Origin of the sequence: Arenimonas malthae CC-JY-1, from assembly GCF_000747075.1 — a bacterium.
GTDB lineage: Bacteria > Pseudomonadota > Gammaproteobacteria > Xanthomonadales > Xanthomonadaceae > Arenimonas > Arenimonas malthae.
This window is the reverse complement of the sequence record NZ_AVCH01000170.1, coordinates 1-21,160: the sequence shown is the minus strand read 5'-3', so window position 1 is coordinate 21,160 and position 21,160 is coordinate 1. Positions and strand designations below refer to the sequence as shown.

The window sequence follows — 21,160 nt, the reverse complement described above, 5'->3', positions numbered from 1 at the left end:
CCCCGGCGCCGCGGGCGCCCGCCCGGCCCCAGGCCGAGCCCGAGCCCGCCGCGCCCAAGGGGCCGCGCGAGCAGCGCCTGTACGGCCTCAACGCCTGCCTGGCCATGTTCGCGCGCCGCCCCGGCGACCTGCGCAAGGTCTGGCTGCTCGAGTCGCGCATCCCGAAGCTCAAGGACGTGCTGGCGCACTGCGTGAAGCACCGCCTCGGTTATTCCGTGGTCGGCGAGGAGGACCTGCAGAAGCTGGCCGCCAGCAGCCACCACGAGGGCGTGGTGTTCGGCGCCATGCCCGCGCAGGAGCTGTCGCTGTCGGCCTGGCTGCGCGAGCTGCCGCCGGGGCCGCAGCTGGCGCTGTGGCTCGACGGCGTCGGCAACCCGCACAACCTGGGCGCCATCCTGCGTTCGGCCGCGCACTTCGGCGTGGCCGGCCTGCTGCTGCCCAAGGAGTCGCCGCTGGCGATCTCCGGCGCCGCCGCGCGCGTGGCCGAGGGCGGCGCCGAGCAGGTGCCGCTGGTGCGCCTGGGCCGGGCCGACAACAGCCTGGCCCAGCTGCAGTCGGCCGGCTTCACCGCCGCCGCCACCGTGGTGCGCGGCGGCCAGCCGCTGTACGGCACGGCCCTGCCGGAACGCCTGCTGCTGGTGATGGGCGCCGAGCAGTCGGGCGTCGACCCCCTGCTGGCCGACGCCACGGCGCTGCGCCTGCAGGTGCCGGGCACCGGCGCGGTGGAAAGCCTGAACGTCGCCGCCGCCACCGCGCTGTTCGTCGGCGAGTGGTGGCGCCAGCGCCACGCCTGAACCTGGAATTCAGCGCGGACGCGGCATAATCCGGCGCATGGACATCCGACCGAACCCCATCCCCTGGCGCGCGCTGCTGGCCGCGCTGCTGCTGTTGCCCGCGCTGGCCCTGGCCAAGCGCACCGACTACGACGTGGACTACATCGTCCGCTTCCTGCCCGCCGACGGCCAGGCCGACGTCAGCGTGCGGCTCACGCCCGGCACCGGCGAAGTGCGCGAAATGCGCCTGCGCATGCCCGCCGACCGCTACAGCCAGGTGCGCGGCGACGGCAAGGTGACGCGCAAGGGCGACACCATCACCTGGGTGCCGCCCAAGGGCGAACCCGCGCGCCTGCGCTACCGCTACGCCATCAACCACCAGCGCCGCGACGGCGGCTACGACGCGCGCATCACCGACGACTGGGTGATCGCGCGCGGCGACGACCTGGTGCCATCCGCCACCGTGCGCGCCACCAAGGGCGCCGATTCGCGCGCGCGCCTGCGCTTCCTGCTGCCCAAGGGCTGGACCAACGTCGACACGCCCTTCGTGCGCAGCAAGGACGGCAAGTCCTTCGTGGTGGTGAACCCCGAGCGCAGCTTCGACCGCCCGGTGGGCTGGATGGTCGCCGGCGCGGTGGGCACCCGCCGCGAGTTCTTCGACCAGATGGAAGTCAGCGTGGGCGGGCCCAAGGGCGACGTGATCCGCCGCAACGACATGCTGGCCTTCTTCAACGCGCTGGTGCCGGAGTTCGAGCGCGCCTACGGCGAGCTGCCGTCGAAGCTGCTGATCGTCAGCGCCGGCGACCCGATGTGGCGCGGTGGCCTGTCGGGCCCGCGTTCGCTGTTCCTGCACGCCGACCGGCCGCTGATCAGCGAAAACGGCACGTCCACCCTGGTGCACGAACTCACCCACGTCATCACCCGCGTGCGCGGCGCCGACGGCGACGACTGGATCGCCGAATCGCTGGCCGAGTTCTATTCGATCGAGCTGCTGCGCCGCGCCAGCCTGCTCAGCGACGCCCGCGCCGACAAGGCGCAGGAGTGGATGGCGAACCACGGCCGCAAGGTGGCCACGCTCACCTCCGACCGCTCGCACGGCCCGCGCACCGCCCGCGGCGTGCAGCTGCTGCGCGAGCTCGACGCCGAGATCCGCAAGGGCACGAAAGGCAAGCGCAGCCTCGACGACGTGGTGCGTGCGCTCATCCCGCTGCGCGAAGTGTCCCGCGAGGACCTGCGCGAGCAAGCGGAAAAGGCCCTCGGCCGGCCCTCGCGCGTGCTCGACACGCCGCTGCTCGACTGATGCGCGGCTGGCTGCGGCGCAGGCTGAACCTGCCGGCCCCGCCCACCGCTGGCGCCGGCACCGCACCGGCCTCCGCGGCCTTCGCCAGCCTCGCCGACTGGCAGGCGGCGGCTGCACAGCCGGCGGTAAGGGCGCAGCACCTGGTCGCCCTGCAGGTCGGCGCCGCCGCCGGCGCGGTAGGCTGGCCCGGCTGGTGCCAGCTGTGCCGCGAGCCCGTGGTGTTCGCGCTGCCGTCCGCGGCGGCCGGCCAGGCCGCCAACCTGCGCGAGGAAATGAGCTGCCCGCGCTGCCGCCTGATCGCCCGCAACCGCGCGGCGTTCGCGCTGCTGCTCGACGGGCTGGACCTGGACGGCGCCGACGTCTACCTCACCGAACAGGCCTCGCTGGCCTACGTCTGGCTGCAGGCGCGGTGCCCCGGCCTGCAGGGCAGCGAATACGGCCTCGACGAGGCCACGCGCGCGCGGCTGCAAGGCTGGTACGCCAGCCTGGGCGGGCAGGGCGCGATCAACGAGCGCGACGTGACCCGGCTTGGTTTCGCCGACGCCAGCCTCGACGCCATCGGCAGCTTCGACGTGCTCGAACACGTGCCCGGTTACCCGGCCGCGCTGCGCGAATTCGCCCGCTGCCTGCGGCCGGGCGGCCGGCTGGTGCTGACCGCGCCCTTCGTCGAATCGGCGCAGGAGAGCCTGGTGCGCGCGCGCCTGCGCGCCGATGGCAGCGTCGAACACCTGCTCGAACCGGAAATCCACGGCGACCCGGTGTCGGGCGGCGTGCTGTGTTTCCACCACTTCGGCTGGGACCTGCTGGCCGCCTGCCGTGGCGCCGGCTTCAGCCGCGCGGAGTGGGTGCGCACCTGGTCGCCGCGCGAAGGCCTGTTCGGCCTGTGGACCCTGGTCGCCCGCCGCTGAGCGGCGGGCGACGCGCGGTTTATTCCGCGGCCTTGGCCGGCGCGCGGCCGAAGTCCACTTCGGTTTCCGCCGCCAGGTAGGCCAGTACCGCGTAGGCGGCCACCTGCTGGTCCAGCGCCTTCGGGTCGATCTTGTCGAGCGTGTCGTCCGGCGTGTGGTGGTAGTCGAAGTAGTCGGTGCCGTCCTGGGCCAGCTGCGCCCAGGGCGCGCCCTTGGCGACGATGGGGCCGACGTCGGGGCCCGGGCTGCCGCCTTCGCGCTCGGTCGCCACGCCCAGCGGCGCCAGCACTTCGCCGATCTTCTCCAGCACCGGCCAGGCGGCCGGGTCGACGCCGGCGCGCAGCGCGTACACGCGGCCCGCGCCGAAATCGCTTTCCGCGCCGAGCTGGTGCGCGTCGATTTCGCCGGCGGCGGCCCGCGCCTCGGCGTAGGCCTTGCCGCCGTACAGGCCCTGTTCCTCGTTGGCGTAGGCGATCACGCGCACGGTGCGGCGCGGGGCCTGCCCCAGCTTGCCCACCAGCGCGCCCGCGGCCATGGTGATGCCCACGCCGGCGCCGTCGTCGAGCGCGCCCGTGCCCAGGTCCCAGGAGTCGAGGTGGCCGCCGATGGTCACCACTTCACCCGGCAGTTCGCGCCCGGTGATTTCGCCGATGACGTTGTGCGAGGTGTATTCGCCCACCGTTTCGGCGGCGATGTCCAGGCGCAGCGTCACCGGCTTGCCGCGTCCGAGCATGTGCACCAGCAGGTCGGCGTCGGGGTTGGACAGCGCGGCGGCGGGGATGCGCGGCACGTCCGGCACGTAGCGCATGGTGCCGGTGTGGGCGAAGCGGTGGGAGCTGGTGCCGATGGAGCGGATCACCACCGCCACCGCGCCCTTCTTCGCGGCCTCGACGGCGCCATTGCTGCGCGCGCCCACGGCCGGGCCGTAACCGCGGCCGTCCTTGAAGCGCACCATGCGGTTGCTGATGAAGGCGATCTTGCCCCGGAGGCTGCCCTCGGGCGCGGCCGACAGCGCGGCCAGGTCGGGGAAGGCCACGACCTCGGCTTCGATGGCGCCTTCGCCGGTGCCGACGCTGCCGCCCAGCGCGGTCACCACCAGCGGCTGCGGAAAGGGCGCCAGGATCTCGGCGCGTTCGCGGTGGCGCAGCCACACCGGGAAGGTCACCGGCTCCAGGTAGACCTTGTCGAAACCCAGGGCCTCGAACTTGGCCTTGGCCCAGGCCACCGCGCGCGCGTCGGCGGGCGTGCCCGCCATGCGCGGGCCCACTTCCGTGGTCAGCGATTCGACGATGTCCCAGGCCGGGCTGCCGGCCAGGGCCTGTTCGCGCAGCGTTTCCGCGGCGGCGATGTCGTTGGCGTCGAGGCCGGTGGCATCGGCCGCCAGCGCGGGCGCGGCCAGCAGGGACAGGGCGAGCAGGGAAACGGCGTGGCGCATTCGGTGGCTCCGGCAAGGCGACGCCGGCCACGGGGCCGGCGCCGGGGGGTGGAACGGGAAACTCAGCGCGACTTGAGCGCGTCGCGGATCTCGGTGAGCAGCTTGACCTCGTCGCTCGGCGCCGGCGGCGCGGCGGGCGCGGCCTCTTCCTTGCGCTTGAGCTTGTTGATCACCTTCACCGCCACGAATATCGCGAAGGCGATGATCAGGAAGTCGACGATGGTCTGGATGAAGGCGCCGTACTTGATCAGCACCGCCGGCACTTCCGCGCCGGCCGCGTCCACGCTGGCGGCCTTGAGCTCCACCGCCAGGTCGCTGAAGTTCACGCCGCCGACGATGAAACCCACCGCCGGCATGATCACGTCGTTCACCAGCGAGGCGACGATCTTGCCGAAGGCCGCGCCGATCACCACGCCGACCGCCAGGTCGACGACGTTGCCGCGCATCGCGAATTCCTTGAACTCGGACACCATGCCCATGCTCGTGTGCTCCTCTGCCTGGAAGGACGGGTGGGGAAACCCGAATCTACACCGGGCCGTCGTTCAGGCGATACGCCCGCCGAACTCCACCAGGCCCTCGATGCCGGCCTGGAAGACGTCGCCCGGTTGCAGCGCCGCGACCCCCGCGGGCGTGCCCATGAACACCAGGTCGCCGGCCTTGAGCGCGTAGAGCTTGGACAGTTCGTTGATCACCTCGGCCACGGTGAACACCATGTCGCCCAGCAGCGCGCGTTGCCGCGGTTCGCCGTTGACGGTGAGCCAGAGCGCACGCGTGGCCAGGCTGCCGGCCTCGGCGGCGGGCACCAGTTCGCTGGCCGGCGCGGAATGGTCGAAACCCTTGGCGGTGTCCCAGGGCAGGCCCTTGGCCTTGGCATTGGCCTGCAGGTCGCGGCGGGTCAGGTCGAGGCCCACGCCGTAGCCGAACACCAGCGCCAGCGCGCCGTCCACCGGCACCACGCCCGGGGCGTCGCGGCCCAGCGCCACGACCAGCTCCACCTCGTGGTGCAGTTCGCGGGTGGCCGGCGGGTAGGGCACGTCGCCGCCGCCCGGCACCACCGCGTCGGCGGGTTTCATGAAGAAGACCGGGTTGCCGCGGTCGATGCTGGCGCCCATTTCCTTGGCATGGTCGGCGAAGTTGCGGCCCACGCAGTAGATGCGGCGCACGGGGAACACGGCGTCGCTGCCGCGCACGGGCAAACTGGCCGGGGCGGGGGCGGGGATGACGGTCTGGGGCATGGGCGCGATTCCGGTGGGAAGCGCGCAGTGTAGCCGCGGCGGGGCGCGGCGTTCCGTGAAGCCGGTCAGCGAAGGCCGAGCGGGCCGGCCGGGTCGCGCACGCGGGTGAATTCGCCCTCGATCACGTCCTCGCGCGGCGTGGCCGGCGTGCGTGCCGAGTTGACCAGGCGGCGCACGGCCGCGAACAGCAGCATGCCCAGGCCGATCACCAGGCCGAACGCGACCAGCACCAGCAGCAGCGCCAGGCCCAGCAGCCCGACCAGCACGCGCATGAGCGGGTGCCTCGGCTTCGAGGGGCAGTAGCTGAACATGCGGCGGAAAAAGAAGGTCATGCGTCGGCGTGGCAAACTACGGGAACCGGAGTATGGCGAGGCGCCGCGTGGAAAGTGTAAGCGGTTCGTTAATCCGGCTGGCCGCCTGGCCGCCGGAAGGGTTGTCGGAAACCGAGGTCGAGCTCGACGGCGAACGCCAGTCGCTGGTGCTGCTGCGCGCCGGCGATTCGCTCAGGGCCTGGCTCAACATCTGCCCGCACGCGGGCCGCCGGCTCGACTGGGCGCCGGGCAAGTTCCTGGTCGACCAAGGCCGGCTGGTGTGCGCCGCGCATGGCGCGAGTTTCGAGCTGGGGGCGGGCGTGTGCGTCGCCGGGCCCTGCCGCGGCGCGTCGCTCACCGCGGTCGCGGTCGCGGTGGACGCCGCCTAGAACATCAGGTTCACCACCAGCAGCACCACCGCCAGGTAGGCCAGCGTCAGCGGCGCGCCGGTGCGCCACAGGTCGCGCGAACGGTAGCCGGCCGGGCCGGTCACCATGGCCAGCACCGGGTTCGACACGCTCAGGAAATTGTTCGAGGCCGACAGCGCCACGATCAGCGCGAAGGCCATCGGGTTGCCCTCGGCCGCCAGCGCCACGTTGATGGCCATGGGCACGACGACGACGGTGGCGCCGACGTTGCCGATCACCAGCGCGAAGGCCGTGGCGAGCAGGCCGATGGCCGCTTCCAGCACCCAGATGGGCACGTCGCTGCCGATGCGTTCGAGCACCTGCTGCGCCAGCCAGGCCGCGGCGCCGGTGGAATCCATGGCCCAGCCCAGCGGGATCAGGCAGGCCATCAGGAACACGGTCTTCCAGCTCACCGCGGCGTAGGCCTCGTCCATGTTCAGCACGCCGGCCAGCATCATGCAGGCGGCGCCGGCCATCAGCGCGATCGGCACCGGCACCAGGGTGCTCAGCGCCAGCGCCATGGCCGCCACGAACACGCCCACGGCCCACCACAGTTTCTGCGGCCGGTGTTCGCCCTTGGGGTAGTCGGTGACCACGACGAAGTCGCGGCTTTCGCTGGCCTGGGCCAGGTCGGTCCAGATGCTGTGGAAGACCAGCATGTCGCCGGCCTTGAGCGGCATGCGGCGGATGTCCTCGCGCCAGACCTGGTTGTCGCGGTTGATGGCGAGCAGGCTGATGCCGAAGCGCTTGCGCAGCTGCAGCTGGAACTGCGCCTTGCCGATGAAGGCCGAGGTGGGCGGGATCACCGCTTCGGAAATGCCCGAGCGGCTGGGGTTGAACAGGTCGGCGAAGTGGCGCAGGCGCGCCGACAGGCGCAGCAGGTTCTTCTGCGCGTAGTCCTGGATGGCGTCGCGCGGGCCCATCACGCCCAGCACGCTGCCGACCCAGATCATCTGGTCGGCCGGCGGCGCCAGCCGCGCCTCGTTGCCGCTGAGCAGGGCCAGCAGCAGCGGCGCGTCGCGCTGCGCCTCGGCTTCGCCCACGCTCATGCCCACCAGCGGGCTTTCGGCGGTGACGGTGAGTTCGTACACGTCGCCCTCGATGCCGTAGGCGCGCGCGAAATAACTCTGCGTGCGGCTCGGCGCCACGCCCTTGTCCTCGGCCTGGCCCAGCCAGCGCTGGCCCAGCCAGCGCCAGTAGCCCAGGCCCAGCAGCAGCAGGGCCAGGCCCACCGGCAGCGGCGCGAACATCTCCAGCGGCTGCAGCGTGGCCACGCCCGAGGGCAGGTTGCGGTTGGCGGCCACCAGCAGGTCGTTGAGCAGCATCAGCGGCGAATTGCCGATCATGGTCAGGCCGCCGCCCATCACGATGGCCGCCGCCACCGGCAGCAGCAGTCGCGACAGGCTCAGGCCGGTGCGGCCCGACAGGCGCGAGGCCACCGGCAGGAACAGCGCCATCACCGACGGGTTCTGCATGAAGCCCGACATCAGGCCCGCCAGGCCCGACGTGAGCAGGATCAGCCGCTCCTCCATGCCGTGCGACACCCGCAGCAGCCACACCGCCACGCGGTTGAGCGCGCCGGTGCGGTCGAGCCCGGCGCCCAGGATCATGGTGGCGATGACGGCGATGACGGCGTTGCCCGAGAAACCGTCGAACAGCTGGTTCGCGGGCACCAGCCCGGTGAGGCCCAGGGCCACCAGCACGACCAGCGCGGTGGCGTCGGCGCGGATGCGCTCGAACATGAACATCGCGATGGTGAAGCCGACCAGCCCCAGCACGAGCATCATGTCGCGGGTCAGGGCCAGGCTGGTGTCCATGCGTGGGCGGCGGTCCTCAGGTGCGGTCGTACAGCAGGTCCCAGACGCCGTGGCCCAGCTTCAGGCCGCGGGTCTCGAAGTGGGTTTGCCGCCGCCATTCCGGCCGCGGCAGCGTGCCGCGCGGGCCGGCCCGGTTGCGCAGGCGCGGTTCGGCGTCGAGCACTTCCCACAGGTGTTCGGCATAAGCTTCCCAGTCGGTGGCCACGTGCAGCAGGCCGCCCGGCTTGAGCCGCTGGCACAGCAGGTCCACGAAGGCCGGCTGCACGAGGCGGCGCTTGTGGTGGCGCTTCTTGTGCCACGGGTCGGGGAAGTAGATGCGCACCTCGTCCAGCGCGCCCGGCGCCACGTCGTCGCGCAGCACCTCGACGGCGTCATGCTGGTAGACACGCAGGTTGCGCAGGTTCGCGGCCGCGGCGGCGTTGAGCAGGCGGCCCACGCCGGGGCCGTGCACTTCGACGCCGATGAAGTCGCGCGCGGGTTCGCGTTCGCAGGCGAACAGCAGCTGCTCGCCGTTGCCGAAGCCAATTTCCATGACGAGCGGGGCCGACCGCCCGAATATCTTTCCGAAGGCCTGCGGCTCACCGCGGTATTCCAGCCCGTAAGCAGGCCAGTGCAGTTCGAACGCCCGCTTCTGCGCCTCGGTCTGCCGGCCCTGGCGCAGCACGAAGCTGCGGATGGGGCGGTGCCGCAGGGCGCTGTCCGGAGGGGTGTCGTCGTGCGTTCCGGTCATGCCCGCCGCGCCCTCAGAGGAAGTGGCCGTCGAGCGGCGAGGAGGCGTTGGCGTGGCGCTTCTTGGGGATGCGGCCGGCCAGGAAGGCTTCGCGGCCGGCTTCCACCGCCTTGCGCATGGCGCTGGCCATCAGCACCGGATCCCTGGCGCCGGCGATGGCGGTGTTCATCAGCACGCCGTCGCAGCCGAGCTCCATGGCGATGGCGGCGTCGGAGGCGGTGCCGACGCCGGCGTCCACCAGCACGGGCACCTTCGCGTTCTCGACGATCTCGAGGATGGACCAGCGGTTCTGCACGCCCAGGCCCGAACCGATCGGCGCGGCCAGCGGCATCACCGCCACGCAGCCGATTTCCTCCAGGCGCTTGGCCAGGATCGGGTCGTCGGAGGTGTAGACCATCACGTCGAAGCCGTCGGCCACCAGCACTTCGGCGGCCTTGAGCGTCTGCACCACGTCCGGGTAGAGCGTGCGCGCGTCGCCCAGCACCTCGAGCTTCACCAGCGTGTGGCCGTCGAGCAGTTCGCGCGCCAGCCGGCAGGTGCGCACGGCGTCGTCGGCGGTGTAGCAGCCAGCGGTGTTGGGCAGCAGCGTGTAGCGGTCGGGCGGCAGCACGTCGAGCAGGTTCGGTTCGCCCGGGTTCTGGCCGATGTTGCTGCGTCGGATGGCGACGGTGACGATCTCGGCGCCGGCGGCCTCGGTGGCCAGGCGCGTCTGCTCGAGGCCGGTGAACTTGCCGGTGCCGGTGAGCAGGCGGGAACGGTAGGTCTTGCCGGCGATCACCAGCGGATCGGCGGGCCGGGAGTCGGTGGCGGCGGTCATGCCCGGATTATGGCCCGATTCGCCGGGCGGGTTAACCCTTTTTTAAGACCGGGTTCAGCGAAATCTCACCCGCCGCCGATGGCGTGGATGATCTCGACCCGGTCGCCTTCCGCGAGCTCCCGGCTGCCGTGCTGGCTGCGGGGCACGACCTCGAGGTTGACCTCGACCGCCACCTTGCGGCCGGCGTGGCCGCTTCGTTCGAGCAGGTCCGCGACCGTCGCCGGGGCCGGGAGTTCGTGTACTTCGCCGTTGAGCAGGATGCGCATGGCGGCATTTTATCGCGTTGCGGCCCGGCCCGGCCGGCCGGCATAATCGTGGCCGTTGCGGGTGTAGTTCAATGGTAGAACTGCAGCTTCCCAAGCTGCTAACGTGGGTTCGATTCCCATCACCCGCTCCACCTTCCCGACGGCGGCCGCGTGCCGCCGTCTTCCTTGGGGCCGCGCCCCGCCATGGAGGACGCCATGCCGCATCCCGTCCGCCTCGGCTGGCGCGAATGGCTGTCCTTGCCGGACCTCGGCATCGGCGCGGTGCGCGCCAAGGTGGACACCGGCGCGCGCAGCTCGGCCCTGCACGTCGAGGACCAGCAGGTCTTCATGCGCGACGGCGTCGAATGGGTGCGCTTCGTGCTCGACACCGGCCGCTACGACGCACCGCCCGCCGCCGCCGAAGCCCCCGTGCTCGACCGCCGCCCGGTGACCGACTCCGGCGGCCACCGCACCGAACGCATCTTCATCCTCACCCGGCTGCGCATCGCCGGCATCGAGTGGCCCGCCGAAGTGAACCTGACACACCGGCGGAACATGCTCTTCCCCATGCTGCTCGGCCGCACCGCGCTGGCCGGGCGTTTCCTGGTGGACCCCGCCAGTTCCTTCCTGCAGGGCGACACGCCCCCGGACGCCTCGCCGTGAAACTCGCCATCCTTTCCCGCAACGCCAAGCTCTACTCGACCCAGCGCCTGGTCGAGGCCGCGCGCGAGCGCCGCCACACCGTGCGCGTGCTCGACCCGCTGCGCTGCTATCTCTCCATCGCCCCGGGCAAGTTCCACATGCGCTACAAGGGCAAGGAACTCTCGGGCATCCACGCGGTGATCCCGCGCATCGGCGCCTCGGTCAGCTTCTACGGCACCGCGGTGCTGCGCCAGTTCGAACTGATGGGCAGCTACAGCCCCAATCCTTCCGACGCGATCCTGCGTTCGCGCGACAAGCTGCGCTGCCACCAGATGCTGGCGGGCGAAGGCCTGGGCCTGCCGCTGACGGTGTTCGGCGACAACCCCGACGACACCACCGACCTGCTCGGCATGCTCGGCAAGCCGCCGCACGTGATCAAGCTCAACGAAGGCACCCAGGGCGCCGGCGTGATCCTGGCCGAAACCGCCAGCGCCTCGCGCTCGGTCACCGAGGCCTTCCGCGGCCTGTACGCCAACTTCCTGGTGCAGGAGTTCGTGTCCGAGGCCAAGGGCGCCGACCTGCGCTGCTTCGTGGTGGGCGACCAGGTGGTGGCCGCCATGCGCCGCCAGGCGGGCGAGGGCGAGTTCCGCTCGAACCTGCACCGCGGCGGCACCGCCACGGCCGTGGCGCTGGACGAGGCCGAAACCGCCACTGCCCTGCGCGCGGCCCGGGTGATGGGCCTGGGCGTTGCAGGCGTGGACCTTCTGAAGTCGAAGAAGGGCCCATTGGTGCTGGAAGTGAACTCCTCCCCGGGCCTGGAGGGCATCGAAGGGGCCACCGGGGTGGACGTGGCCGGCGCCATCATCGATTACACGGTGGCCGGGGTCCGCCGGCCCGCCCGGGCCCCGTCCCGCCGCCGGTCGGCTTTAACCAAAGCCTGAAGCGGATTTAACAGGGTCTTAATACCACCCCGCCTAGGCTTGCCGGGCCAGTAAGCCTGCTCGGTCCTCCTCGTCAGGGCGGCATCATGCGGATTACGGCAATCGGGGCAGTAAGCAACCTTTCGGCCCGGGCCAGGCGCCAGCGAGTGCCTCCCCGGGCCTTTCTTTGCCCGCTTTACTTGGCTTTCACGTCTGGTAAGAATCGGACCTTCACCCCTACGAAGCCGCACCCTGGAGAACAAGCAATGAAGAAGACCCTGATTGCGTTCCTGCTGGCCGCCACCCCGATGTTCGCCTTCGCCGCCCAGGAGGCCCAGCTGGCCCTCGCCGAGGGCGACTTCGCCGCCCAGCGCGCCGAGATCGAGGAAGACCTGGCCGACGGCAAGACCTACGCCGAGATCAGCGCCTCCGACCGCGCCAAGGTGCGCGAGACGCTCGAGCGCATCTCGTCCCGCCTCGAGGGCGTGGATTCGATCGACGCCCTGGGCGAGCCGGCCAAGGTCGAGATCTTCAACGACCAGGAACTGATCAACACCATCCTGACCCAGGCCAAGGCCGACAGCCGCCTGGTCTGCGACAACAGCCGCGCCACCGGCAGCCACCGCCGCACCACCAAGTGCCAGACCGTGGCCGAGCGCCGCCGCCGCATGGAGGCCGACCAGGACCACCTGCAGCGCAACGTGATGAACGGCATCGGCCCGGCGAACAACTGACCGATGCGCATCCTGGTCGTCGAAGACAACCGTGACATCGCCGCCAACCTCGGGGACTACCTCGAGGATCGCGGCCACACGGTGGACTACGCCGCGGACGGCGTGACCGGCCTGCACCTGGCCGTCGTCAACGACTTCGATGCGATCGTGCTGGACCTGAACCTGCCGGGCATGGACGGCCTCGAGGTCTGCCGCAAGCTGCGCCAGGAAGGCCGCAAGCAGACCCCGGTGCTCATGCTCACCGCGCGCGATTCGCTGGACAACAAGCTGGAAGGCTTCGAGTCCGGCGCCGACGACTACCTCGTCAAGCCCTTCGCGCTGCAGGAAGTGGAAGCCCGCCTGGCCGTGCTGGCCAGGCGCGGCAAGGCCGCGCAGCCGCGCGTGCTCAACGTGGCCGACCTGGAATACAACCTCGACACGCTCGAGGTGCGCCGCGGCGGCAAGCTGCTGCAGCTCAACCCCACCGCGCTCAAGATCCTGCAGTCGCTGATGGAGTCCTCGCCCTCGGTGGTCACCCGCCAGGAACTCGAGACCCGCGTCTGGGGCGAAGAGCTGCCCGATTCCGATTCCCTGCGCGTGCACATCCACGGCCTGCGCGCCGCGGTGGACAAGCCCTTCCCCAAGGCCCTGATCCAGACCCGCCACGGCATCGGCTACCGGATCGCCGACCCCGACGCGGGCTGAGCCATGCGCTACCGGCGTAGGCTTCGCAGCCGGATCATCCTGTCCTTCTTCCTGCTCGGCTTCGGGCTCACCGGCCTGTTCGCCGTGGCCACGGTGCTGCTGCGCGAACAGCTGGAGGACCAGCTGATCGGCGAGGCTCTGTTCCAGAACGTGGCCGACTACGCCGACCAGTTCTACCGTGACCCGGAGGGCTCCGGCGGCCTGGCCTTCGAAAAGATCAAGGGCATCGTCTACAGCGAGCGCCGCTTCGGCAACGTGCCCTTCAACTGGCGCGACCTGCCCGACGGCATCCACGAGATCACCGAGACCGACGCCGGCGGCAAGTCCCGCACCTACAAGCTGGCGGTGAAGAAGGACCCCGACTACTGGTTCTTCCTCAGCTATGACATCGCCCAGGAACGCGCCAGCCAGCAGCAGCTGACCTACGCGCTGGTGGGCGTGGTGGCACTGTTCTCGATCCTGTCGCTGGTGATCGGCGTGTGGTCGTCCAAGCGCGTGATCAGCCCGGTGACCGAGCTGGCGCGCCGCCTGGAGGGCCTGGCCGGGCGCGAACGCCCCGAAAAACTGGCGCCGCACTTCGCCGAGGACGAGGTGGGCCAGCTGGCCGCGGCGCTCGACGATTACGCCGAGCGCATGACCACGCTGGTCAAGCGCGACCGCGAATTCAATTCCGACGTCAGCCACGAGCTGCGCACGCCGCTGGCGGTGATCCGCGGCGCGACCGAACTGCTGCTGGCCAACCCCGACCTGCCGGAGAAGACCCGCCAGCGCCTGCTGCGCATCGACCGCGCGGCCCAGCAGTGCACCGACCTCACCACCGCGCTGCTGATGCTTTCCCGCAACGAACGCGGCACCGGCCACACGCCGCTGCTGCGCCTGTCGCAGCAGCTGGCCGAAGCCGCGCGCACCCAGCTGGGCGGCAAGCCGGTGGAGGTGCTGGTGGAAGGCGACCCCGAGGCCCTGGTCGAGGCGCCGGAGGCGGTGCTGGCCGTGGCCCTGGGCAACCTGCTGGGCAACGCCTGCAAGTACACCGCCGAGGGCGAAGTGCGCCTGGTGGTGGAAGCGAACCAGGTCCGCATCGAGGACACCGGCCCGGGCCTGAGCGAGGAAGACGCCGCGCGCCTGTTCGAACGCGGCTACCGCGGCTCCGGCGCCGGCGGCACCGTGGGCGGCGGCATCGGCCTGTCCATCGTGCGCCGCCTGTGCGAACTCTACGGCTGGGAAGTGAGCATCGCGCCCCGCCCCGAGCGCGGCGCCGTCGCCATCCTTCGTTTTGCGGCGACTCCGTAGCGAAGGCGCTTCAGAGCAGTTCGAGCCAGCCGTGCCTGTCGGGCGTGCGGCCTTCGAAGAGGCCGAAGAAGAGGTCCTGGATGCGGCGGGTGAGCGGACCGGGCTTGCCTTCGCCGACCTGGCGGCCGTCGACGCTGCGGATGGGCGTGATCTCGGCGGCGGTGCCGCACATGAAGAGTTCGTCGCACAGGTACAGGTATTCGCGCGGCAGGTCGCGTTCCACCACTTCGATGCCGTTCGCCTTCGCGAGGGTGATGATCGAGTTGCGGGTGATGCCGTTGAGCAGCGCGGCGCTGACCGGCGTGGTGTGCAGCGCGCCGTCGATGACCAGGAACAGGTTCTCGCCCGCGCCTTCGCTGAGCAGGCCGGTGGAGGCCAGCGCGATGCCCTCGCCGAAGCCCAGGCGGCGCGCCTCGCGCGCCACCAGCTGGCCGCTGAGGTAGTTGCCGCCGGCCTTGGCGCCGGCCGGGATGGTGTTGGGCGCGAAACGCTGCCAGCTCGACACGCAGGCGTCGATGCCGGCTTCGAGCACGTCCGGGCCGAGGTAGGGACCCATGTGCCAGGCCGCGATGGCCACGTCGGTGGGCGTTTCGGCCGACAGGCCGAAGCCGCCCAGGCCGCGGTAGGCGATGGGGCGCAGGTAGGCGCGCTCGAGGCCGTTGGCGGTGATCACGTCGCGGCAGCCCTGGGCCAGCGTGGCCAGGTCGTAGGGCATGGCCATCTCGTAGATGCGCGCCGAGGCGAACAGTCGCTTGAGGTGGTCGGTGAGCCGGAAGATGGCTTGGCCGTTCGGCGTGGGGTAGCTGCGGATGCCTTCGAACACCGACGAACCGTAGTGCAGGCCGTGCGCCATCACGTGCACGGTGGCTTCGGCCCAGGGCTTGACCTGGCCGTTGTGCCAGATGTGGTCGGGATAGCGCTGGGTCATGTCGGTGCTCCTGGGGGAAGCCGGCATTTTACCGGTTCGCCCGGGCCGGGCGTCAGAGCTCGATCCACCAGCAGCCGGCGTTGCGGCGCAGCAGGAATTCGGTGCGCAGGGCGCCGGCGGCCCCGCTGGCACCGGATTGTTCGATGCGCAGGCGCGAAGGCGGGGCAGGCGGCGCGCCGCCAGGCGCTTCGGCGGGTGGCGTTTCCCACACCAGCTCCGCCGACGCCAGCGGCCGCGCGGCGATGGCCTCGAGTTCGTCCATCAGGTAGCGCCCGGCCCGTGCGCCAGTGCCGGCCCAGTGGTAGTGCGTGGCCAGTCGGTTCACGTCGCGGGCCTCGAGCGCGCCGCGCACGCCGTCCAGCAGCGCCTCCGGCGTGCGCGCGCAGCCCGGCGCGGTGGTGCCGGTGCCCGAGGCGAAACCCTGGGCCGTGGCGGCGGGCGGTTTCGGCGCCTCGCGTGGCCGGGCCTGCTGGCTGGCGCAGGGCTGGTCGCTGAAGACGCTGCGGCCCTGCGCGTCCACGCAGCGGTGCACCGCCTGCGCCGACGCCGGCGCGGCGGGCGCCAGCATCGAAACGAGCAGCAGCAGGAGCGCGAAGCGGGGCATGGCCCGCAGCCTAGCGCCAAATTCAGCGCAGGCGCGAGAGCACGGCCTCGGTGGGCCTGGCCAGGTTCAGCGTGTAGAAGTGCAGCTCGGGCGCGCCGCCTTCCAGCAGGCGCCGGCACATGGCGGCCACGGCGTCGGCGGCGAACTCGCGGATCGATTCGGCGTCGTCGCCGAAGGCCTGCATGCGCTTGGCCATCCAGCGCGGGATCTCGGCGCCGCAGGCTTCGGAGAAGCGCCGCAGCTGGCTGAAGTTCGAGATCGGCATGATGCCGGGGATGACCGGGATGGACACGCCCGCCGCGCGCACTTCGTCCACGAAGCGGAAGTAGGCGTCGGCGTTGAAGAAATACTGGGTGATGGCGCTGTCGGCGCCGGCGTCCACCTTGGCCTTGAAGTGGCGCAGGTCGGCCAGGGCGTCTTCGGCCTGGGGGTGGAATTCCGGGTAGCAGCCCACTTCGATGCGGAAGTGGTCGCCGTGTTCGGCGCGGATGAAGGCGACCAGGTCGGCGGCGAAGCGGAAGTCGCCGGCGCGCGCCATGCCCGAGGGCAGGTCGCCGCGCAGGGCCACGATGCGGTTGCAGCCCAGCGCGCGGTAGAGGTTGAGCAGCTCGCGCAGCTCGGCGCGGGTGCCGCCCATGCAGCTCAGGTGCGGCACGCCGTCGAGCCCGTGCTCCTGGCGCAGGCCGCGCACGGTTTCCGGCGTGTAGCTGAGCGTGGAGCCGCCGGCGCCGAAGGTGACCGAGACGAACTCGGGCTGGTGCGCCTTGAGCTTGCGCACGGTGCGGTCGAGCTGGGCCCGCTGCTCGTCGTTCTTGGGCGGGTAGAACTCGAAGGAAAGCTGGGTCATGGCGGGGTCCGGCCGGCGGTTCCCGGCATCATATCGCTTCATCCGGATGAAAGAGAAGTGGTGTCGGGGCGGGCGCCTGGCCGACAATCCCGGCATGAACATCGAACTGACCGACTTCGCCCGTACCCGCCTGTTCCCGGCCGACCGCCGCCCCACCGCCATCCAGGACACCACGCCCGCGCAGTTCGTGGCGCGCCTGAACACCGAGGCCCCGGTGGCGGTGCTGCCCGGTTACGCGCCCTTCTGCCGCCTGCACGTGCACCGCAACTGGACGAGCACCAAATGCTCGGTGATCGCCATCACCGACGCCAACCGCCACCTGCTGCGCAGCGCCTACGAGGCCCGCACCCGCGGCGAGCTGCCGGTGCTGGTGCGCTGGTTCGAAGGCCTGGAGCCGCCGGTGGCGAACTACCTGGTGCCCATCCTCTACAGCCGCGAACAGATGGCGAAGGAGGGCACGCCCATCGCCGCCGACTGGGGCATCGTGGGCTGCCTGTACACGATGGCGCCCGGGGAGATCCCCATGGTCCCCATCACCATGATGCGCAACGCCCTGGGCGTGGAAGAGGGCGGCTCCGGCGTGCCGCTCGACCGCGAGGCTTACCGTCGCGCCGCGGAGTTCTGGTCGGCGCACGCCAACTGGCGCTAGGTGTTCACGCGGCGCCAGAAAAAGAACGGGCGCCCAAGGGCGCCCGTCCGGTGCTGCGATGAGGCGAAGGATCAGTAGCGGTAGTGGTCCGGCTTGTACGGGCCTTCCACCGGCACGCCCAGGTAGGCGGCCTGTTCGTTGGTGAGGGTGGTGAGCTTCACGCCGATCTTCTCGAGGTGCAGGCGCGCCACTTCCTCGTCCAGCTTCTTGGGCAGGATGTAGACCTTGGCCTCGTAGGTGTCCTTGTTGGCCCACAGGTCGATCTGCGCCAGGGTCTGGTTCGAGAACGAGTTCGACATCACGAAGCTCGGGTGGCCGGTGGCGCAGCCCAGGTTCACCAGGCGGCCTTCGGCCAGCAGGAAGATCGAGTTGCCGTTGGCGAAGGTGTACTTGTCCACCTGCGGCTTGATGTTCAGGCGGGTGGCGCCCGAGGCGTTCAGGCGGTCGACCTGGATCTCGTTGTCGAAATGGCCGATGTTGCAGACGATGGCCTGGTCCTTCATGGCCTGCATGTGCTCGAGCGTCAGCACGTCCTTGTTGCCGGTGGTGGTGACGTAGATGTCGCCGCGGCCCAGGGTGCTTTCGACGGTGTTGACCTCGAAGCCTTCCATCGCGGCCTGCAGGGCGTTGATCGGGTCGATCTCGGTGACGACCACGCGGCAGCCGTAGGCGCGCAGCGAGTGCGCCGAGCCCTTGCCGACGTCGCCGTAGCCGCAGACCACGGCCACCTTGCCGGCCAGCATCACGTCCATGGCGCGCTTGAGGCCGTCGGCCAGCGACTCGCGGCAGCCGTAGAGGTTGTCGAACTTCGACTTGGTGACCGAGTCGTTGACGTTGATGGCCGGGACCAGCAGCTTGCCGGCCTCGAGCATCTGGTACAGGCGGTGCACGCCGGTGGTGGTCTCTTCCGAGACGCCCTTCCAGTCCTTGACCACGTTGGTCCAGAAGCCCGGGCGCTCCTTGGCGACGCGCTTGAGCAGGTCCTTGATAACCTGCTCCTCGTGGCTGCCCGAGGGCGAATTGACCCAGGCGGTGTCGCCCTTCTCGAGCTCGTAGCCCTTGTGGATCAGCAGGGTCACGTCGCCGCCGTCGTCGACCACCAGCTGCGGGCCCTTGCCGCCCGGGAAGCTGACCGCGTCGAGGGTGCAGTCCCAGTACTCCTCCAGCGTCTCGCCCTTCCAGGCGAACACCGGGGTGCCCGAGGCGGCGATGGCCGCGGCGGCGTGATCCTGGGTGGAGAAGATGTTGCACGAGGCCCAGCGCACGTCGGCGCCGAGGTCCTTGAGGGTCTCGATCAGCACGGCCGTCTGGATGGTCATGTGCAGCGAGCCGGTGACGCGCACGCCCTTGAGCGGCTTGGCGGCGGCGTACTTCTGGCGGATGGACATCAGGCCCGGCATTTCCTGCTCGGCGATGTCGATTTCCTTGCGGCCCCAGTCGGCCAGGGACAGGTCGGCGACCTTGTAGTCGTGCTTGAGGTTAACGACAGCGTTCATTGGGTATAGCTCCGTTGGTGGGCGACGCCAGCCGGGCAGGGCCTCGGGGGTCGCTCGTTAACGGGCGCGGTTGCTCTTGGAACCTTCGCCGAGCCTGATCCCTTGCCCGCATTGCGCGGGCCGGGCTTGCAGCGCCCCTCGGCGGGGTGGGCCCTCGCGGGCCGGCGCACATTGTATCGCCTGTTCGCGATGGGGGGATGAATTCGGCCCGGCGCAGGCGGTGGAAAGGAAACGGGCCGCTTTCGCGGCCCGTTTGCCCTCTCCCCGGCCCTCTCCCGCGAGCGGGAGAGGGAGCAGGACTTACTTCTTCTTGCTGGCGACCGGCTTGTCGAGCCCGGCGGCCTTGCGCAGGGCGTCGGCGCGGTCGGTCTTCTCCCAGGAGAAGGCGGTGGCCTTGTGCTTCTTGCCCTTGCCGTCGGTGTAGGTCACCTCGAACGGCTTGCGGCCGAAGTGGCCGTAGCTGGCGGTGAGGCGGTAGATCGGGTGCAGCAGGTCCAGCATCTTGGTGATGCCGTACGGGCGCAGGTCGAAGTGGGCGCGGATCAGCTTCTCGATCTTCTCGTCGCTGATCTTGCCGGTGCCGAAGGTGGTGACCGAGATCGAGGTCGGCTCGGCCACGCCGATGGCGTACGAGACCTGCACTTCGCACTTGTCGGCCAGGCCGGCGGCCACGATGTTCTTGGCCACGTAACGCGCGGCGTAGGCGGCCGAACGGTCGACCTTGGACGGATCCTTGCCCGAGAACGCGCCGCCACCGTGGCGGGCCATGCCGCCGTAGGTGTCGACGATGATCTTGCGGCCGGTCAGGCCGGCGTCGCCCACCGGGCCGCCGATCACGAAGTTGCCGGTCGGGTTGATGTGGATCTTCGACTTCGGCAGCGCCTTGAGCCACGCCTTCGGCAGCACCGGCTCGAGGATGTGCTTCATCACGCCCGCGACGATGTCCTTGTGCTTCATGCCCGGGTCGTGCTGCGTGGACAGCACCACGGCGTCGAGGCCGACGATCTTGTCGTTCTCGTAGCGCAGGGTGACCTGGCTCTTGGCGTCCGGGCGCAGCCACTTGAGCTTGCCGTTCTTGCGCACCTTGGCCTGCTGCTCGACCAGGCGGTGCGAGTAGTAGATGGCGGCCGGCATGAATTCCGGCGCCTCGTTGCAGGCGTAGCCGAACATCAGGCCCTGGTCGCCGGCGCCCTGTTCCTCGGGCTTCTTGCGGTCCACGCCCTGGTTGATGTCCGGGGACTGCTTGCCGATCATGTTGATGATGGCGCAGGTGTGGCCGTCGAAGCCGACGTTCGAGTTGTCGTAGCCGATGTCGTTGATGACGCCGCGGGCCAGCGCCTCGATGTCCACCCAGGCGGTGGTGGTGATCTCGCCGGCGACGATGGCCGCGCCCGTCTTCACCAGGGTCTCGCAGGCCACGCGGGCCTTCGGGTCCTGGGTCAGGATCGCGTCCAGCACCGCATCGGAGATCTGGTCGGCCATCTTGTCCGGGTGGCCTTCGGAGACCGACTCGGAGGTGAAGAGGTAGCTGGACATCGTCGCTTATATCCCTTGATTGAGATGAAAGGATGGGTTTGGGGCCGCGAATGATACACCCCCCGGCCCCGGGGTGCATCCTGCCCCCAAGCGCGTTGCCCTGTCGTTAAGCCGCGCTGTCACGGCGCTGACGCGCGGCTTTAACCGCCCTGTCAGGCCCGGGCCCGAGCATGCCCGGGACGCCGCAGACAGGACCGCGCCATGCTGGACCTCGAACGCCGCCTGGCGGAACGCTACCCCCACTGGTTCACCGGCCCGCGCGCGAAGGTGGCGCGGCCGCTGGTGCGCGGCCTCGGCCGCTGGTCGAAGCTGGACGAGGCCGGCGCCTTCCTGGCCCGCCACGCCCACCTGCGCGGCCTGGCCTTCGTGGAGGCCGCGCTGGAACACCTGGACGTGCGCTACGTCGTCGACCAGGTCGAGCGCGAGCGCATCCCGCAGACCGGGCGGCTGCTGATCGTCGCCAACCACCCCTCGGGCGCACTGGACGCGCTGGCCTTGCTGCACTTCGTCGGCTCGGTCCGGCGCGACGTGCGCATTGTGGCCAACGACCTGCTGGGCGCCGTCGAACCGCTGGCCGACCTGCTGCTGCCGCTGCGCATCCTGGGCGGCAAGCCCACGGCGCAGAGCCTGGCGGCGGTGGAGGCGGCGCTGGAGCAGGAACAGTGCGTCATCGTGTTCCCGGCCGGCGAAGTCTCGCGCCTGGGCCTGCGGGGCGTGCGCGACGGCCGCTGGCGCCGGGGCTTCCTGCGCTTCGCCCGCGCCACCGGCGCGCCGGTGCTGCCGGTGCGGGTGGGCGCGCGCAATTCCATGCTCTTCTACGGTGCCTCGGCGCTGTACAAGCCGGCCGGCACC

General features: G+C 70.6%; 24 protein-coding genes, 1 tRNA gene and 1 riboswitch. Of the genes, 12 read left to right on the top strand and 13 right to left on the bottom strand.

From position 1 onward, the window contains the following. From N790_RS09830 to N790_RS15280, 3 genes are all read left to right on the top strand, one after another. The coding region (locus tag N790_RS09830; protein ID WP_043803750.1) for a TrmH family RNA methyltransferase at positions 1 to 794 on the top strand (794 nt) is incomplete at its 5' end. 37 nt (positions 795 to 831) lie between these two features. Continuing rightward, complete coding sequence (locus N790_RS09825; protein ID WP_043803748.1) at positions 832 to 2,073, top strand: M61 metallopeptidase family protein; 1,242 nt, start codon at positions 832 to 834, stop codon at positions 2,071 to 2,073. Then, positions 2,073 to 2,981: a class I SAM-dependent methyltransferase gene (locus tag N790_RS15280; RefSeq protein WP_052385842.1), complete on the top strand. Its 909-nt coding sequence runs from the start codon at positions 2,073 to 2,075 to the stop codon at positions 2,979 to 2,981. Before N790_RS09825 ends, N790_RS15280 begins: the two co-directional genes overlap by 1 nt. 19 nt (positions 2,982 to 3,000) lie before the next feature. On the opposite strand, the gene N790_RS09815 is transcribed toward N790_RS15280, so the two are convergent. From N790_RS09815 to N790_RS09800, 4 genes are all read right to left on the bottom strand, one after another. After that, a complete protein-coding gene (locus N790_RS09815) occupies positions 3,001 to 4,416 on the bottom strand; it encodes a M28 family peptidase (RefSeq protein ID WP_043803746.1) in 1,416 nt (471 codons plus the stop codon). Between the two features lie 62 nt (positions 4,417 to 4,478). Next, positions 4,479 to 4,895 carry a large-conductance mechanosensitive channel protein MscL gene (mscL, locus tag N790_RS09810; protein ID WP_043803744.1) on the bottom strand — a complete coding sequence of 139 codons (417 nt, stop codon included), beginning with the start codon at positions 4,893 to 4,895 and terminating at the stop codon, positions 4,479 to 4,481. A gap of 63 nt (positions 4,896 to 4,958) precedes the next feature. Then, positions 4,959 to 5,651 (bottom strand): fumarylacetoacetate hydrolase family protein, encoded by a 693-nt coding sequence (locus N790_RS09805; protein ID WP_043803743.1) that lies wholly within the window; start codon positions 5,649 to 5,651, stop codon positions 4,959 to 4,961. 65 nt (positions 5,652 to 5,716) lie between these two features. Beyond that, positions 5,717 to 5,983: a hypothetical protein gene (locus N790_RS09800; protein ID WP_043803741.1), complete on the bottom strand. Its 267-nt coding sequence runs from the start codon at positions 5,981 to 5,983 to the stop codon at positions 5,717 to 5,719. Positions 5,984 to 6,015: 32 nt separating this feature from the next. Between N790_RS09800 and N790_RS09795 the strand changes: the two genes are divergently transcribed. After that, positions 6,016 to 6,351, top strand: a complete 336-nt coding sequence (locus N790_RS09795; RefSeq protein WP_043803739.1) for a Rieske (2Fe-2S) protein — start codon at positions 6,016 to 6,018, stop codon at positions 6,349 to 6,351. Here N790_RS09795 and N790_RS09790 read toward each other — a convergent pair. The 4 genes from N790_RS09790 to thiS all read right to left on the bottom strand — a co-directional run bounded on the left by N790_RS09790 (position 6,348) and on the right by thiS (position 9,999). Further along, on the bottom strand, positions 6,348 to 8,186 hold the full coding sequence (locus N790_RS09790; protein WP_043803737.1) for an SLC13 family permease: 1,839 nt from the start codon (positions 8,184 to 8,186) through the stop codon (positions 6,348 to 6,350). The two genes, N790_RS09795 and N790_RS09790, sit on opposite strands and share 4 nt — an antisense overlap. 16 nt (positions 8,187 to 8,202) lie before the next feature. Further along, positions 8,203 to 8,916: a tRNA (guanosine(46)-N7)-methyltransferase TrmB gene (gene trmB / locus N790_RS09785; RefSeq protein ID WP_043803736.1), complete on the bottom strand. Its 714-nt coding sequence runs from the start codon at positions 8,914 to 8,916 to the stop codon at positions 8,203 to 8,205. Between the two features lie 13 nt (positions 8,917 to 8,929). Further along, entirely contained in the window at positions 8,930 to 9,733 is an 804-nt protein-coding gene (locus N790_RS09780) for a thiazole synthase (RefSeq protein WP_043803734.1), read from the bottom strand. A gap of 65 nt (positions 9,734 to 9,798) precedes the next feature. Then, complete coding sequence (thiS, locus tag N790_RS09775; RefSeq protein ID WP_043803733.1) at positions 9,799 to 9,999, bottom strand: sulfur carrier protein ThiS; 201 nt, start codon at positions 9,997 to 9,999, stop codon at positions 9,799 to 9,801. 57 nt (positions 10,000 to 10,056) lie between these two features. Between thiS and N790_RS09770 the strand changes: the two genes are divergently transcribed. From N790_RS09770 to N790_RS09745, 6 genes are all read left to right on the top strand, one after another. After that, positions 10,057 to 10,130 (top strand) — tRNA-Gly (locus N790_RS09770). A gap of 64 nt (positions 10,131 to 10,194) precedes the next feature. After that, positions 10,195 to 10,641 (top strand): ATP-dependent zinc protease family protein, encoded by a 447-nt coding sequence (locus tag N790_RS16445; protein WP_043803756.1) that lies wholly within the window; start codon positions 10,195 to 10,197, stop codon positions 10,639 to 10,641. After that, entirely contained in the window at positions 10,638 to 11,561 is a 924-nt protein-coding gene (gene rimK / locus N790_RS09760; protein WP_043803731.1) for a 30S ribosomal protein S6--L-glutamate ligase, read from the top strand. Before N790_RS16445 ends, rimK begins: the two co-directional genes overlap by 4 nt. Positions 11,562 to 11,806: 245 nt before the next feature. Beyond that, on the top strand, positions 11,807 to 12,274 hold the full coding sequence (locus tag N790_RS09755) for a hypothetical protein (protein ID WP_043803729.1): 468 nt from the start codon (positions 11,807 to 11,809) through the stop codon (positions 12,272 to 12,274). 3 nt (positions 12,275 to 12,277) lie between these two features. Further along, the gene (locus tag N790_RS09750) at positions 12,278 to 12,958 is read left to right on the top strand and encodes a response regulator transcription factor (RefSeq protein ID WP_043803727.1); all 681 of its coding nucleotides are present in this window, start codon (positions 12,278 to 12,280) and stop codon (positions 12,956 to 12,958) included. Between the two features lie 3 nt (positions 12,959 to 12,961). Next, the gene (locus tag N790_RS09745) at positions 12,962 to 14,248 is read left to right on the top strand and encodes a HAMP domain-containing sensor histidine kinase (protein ID WP_043803725.1); all 1,287 of its coding nucleotides are present in this window, start codon (positions 12,962 to 12,964) and stop codon (positions 14,246 to 14,248) included. 10 nt (positions 14,249 to 14,258) lie between these two features. On the opposite strand, the gene N790_RS09740 is transcribed toward N790_RS09745, so the two are convergent. The 3 genes from N790_RS09740 to metF are packed head-to-tail and all read right to left on the bottom strand — an operon-like array spanning position 14,259 to position 16,627. Further along, on the bottom strand, positions 14,259 to 15,176 hold the full coding sequence (locus N790_RS09740) for a branched-chain amino acid transaminase (protein WP_043803722.1): 918 nt from the start codon (positions 15,174 to 15,176) through the stop codon (positions 14,259 to 14,261). 52 nt (positions 15,177 to 15,228) lie between these two features. Beyond that, positions 15,229 to 15,780, bottom strand: coding sequence for a DUF4124 domain-containing protein (locus N790_RS15275; RefSeq protein ID WP_052385841.1), 552 nt, complete (start codon positions 15,778 to 15,780; stop codon positions 15,229 to 15,231). Positions 15,781 to 15,802: 22 nt separating this feature from the next. Next, positions 15,803 to 16,627 carry a methylenetetrahydrofolate reductase [NAD(P)H] gene (metF, locus tag N790_RS09730; RefSeq protein WP_043803720.1) on the bottom strand — a complete coding sequence of 275 codons (825 nt, stop codon included), beginning with the start codon at positions 16,625 to 16,627 and terminating at the stop codon, positions 15,803 to 15,805. A gap of 94 nt (positions 16,628 to 16,721) precedes the next feature. Between metF and N790_RS09725 the strand changes: the two genes are divergently transcribed. Next, positions 16,722 to 17,276, top strand: coding sequence for a DUF3228 family protein (locus tag N790_RS09725; RefSeq protein ID WP_043803718.1), 555 nt, complete (start codon positions 16,722 to 16,724; stop codon positions 17,274 to 17,276). A gap of 71 nt (positions 17,277 to 17,347) precedes the next feature. Here the strand turns inward: N790_RS09725 and ahcY are convergent, their stop codons facing one another. Together ahcY and metK are read right to left on the bottom strand one after the other, a co-directional pair. Next, positions 17,348 to 18,772, bottom strand: a complete 1,425-nt coding sequence (gene ahcY, locus N790_RS09720; protein ID WP_043803716.1) for an adenosylhomocysteinase — start codon at positions 18,770 to 18,772, stop codon at positions 17,348 to 17,350. Positions 18,773 to 18,827: 55 nt separating this feature from the next. After that, a riboswitch (S-adenosyl-L-homocysteine riboswitch) is annotated at positions 18,828 to 18,918 on the bottom strand. 154 nt (positions 18,919 to 19,072) lie between these two features. Further along, a complete protein-coding gene (gene metK, locus N790_RS09715) occupies positions 19,073 to 20,308 on the bottom strand; it encodes a methionine adenosyltransferase (RefSeq protein ID WP_043803714.1) in 1,236 nt (411 codons plus the stop codon). Positions 20,309 to 20,509: 201 nt separating this feature from the next. Here metK and N790_RS09710 point away from each other — a divergent pair. Continuing rightward, a partial coding sequence (locus N790_RS09710; protein ID WP_211251982.1) for a 1-acyl-sn-glycerol-3-phosphate acyltransferase occupies positions 20,510 to 21,160 on the top strand: 651 nt, incomplete at its 3' end.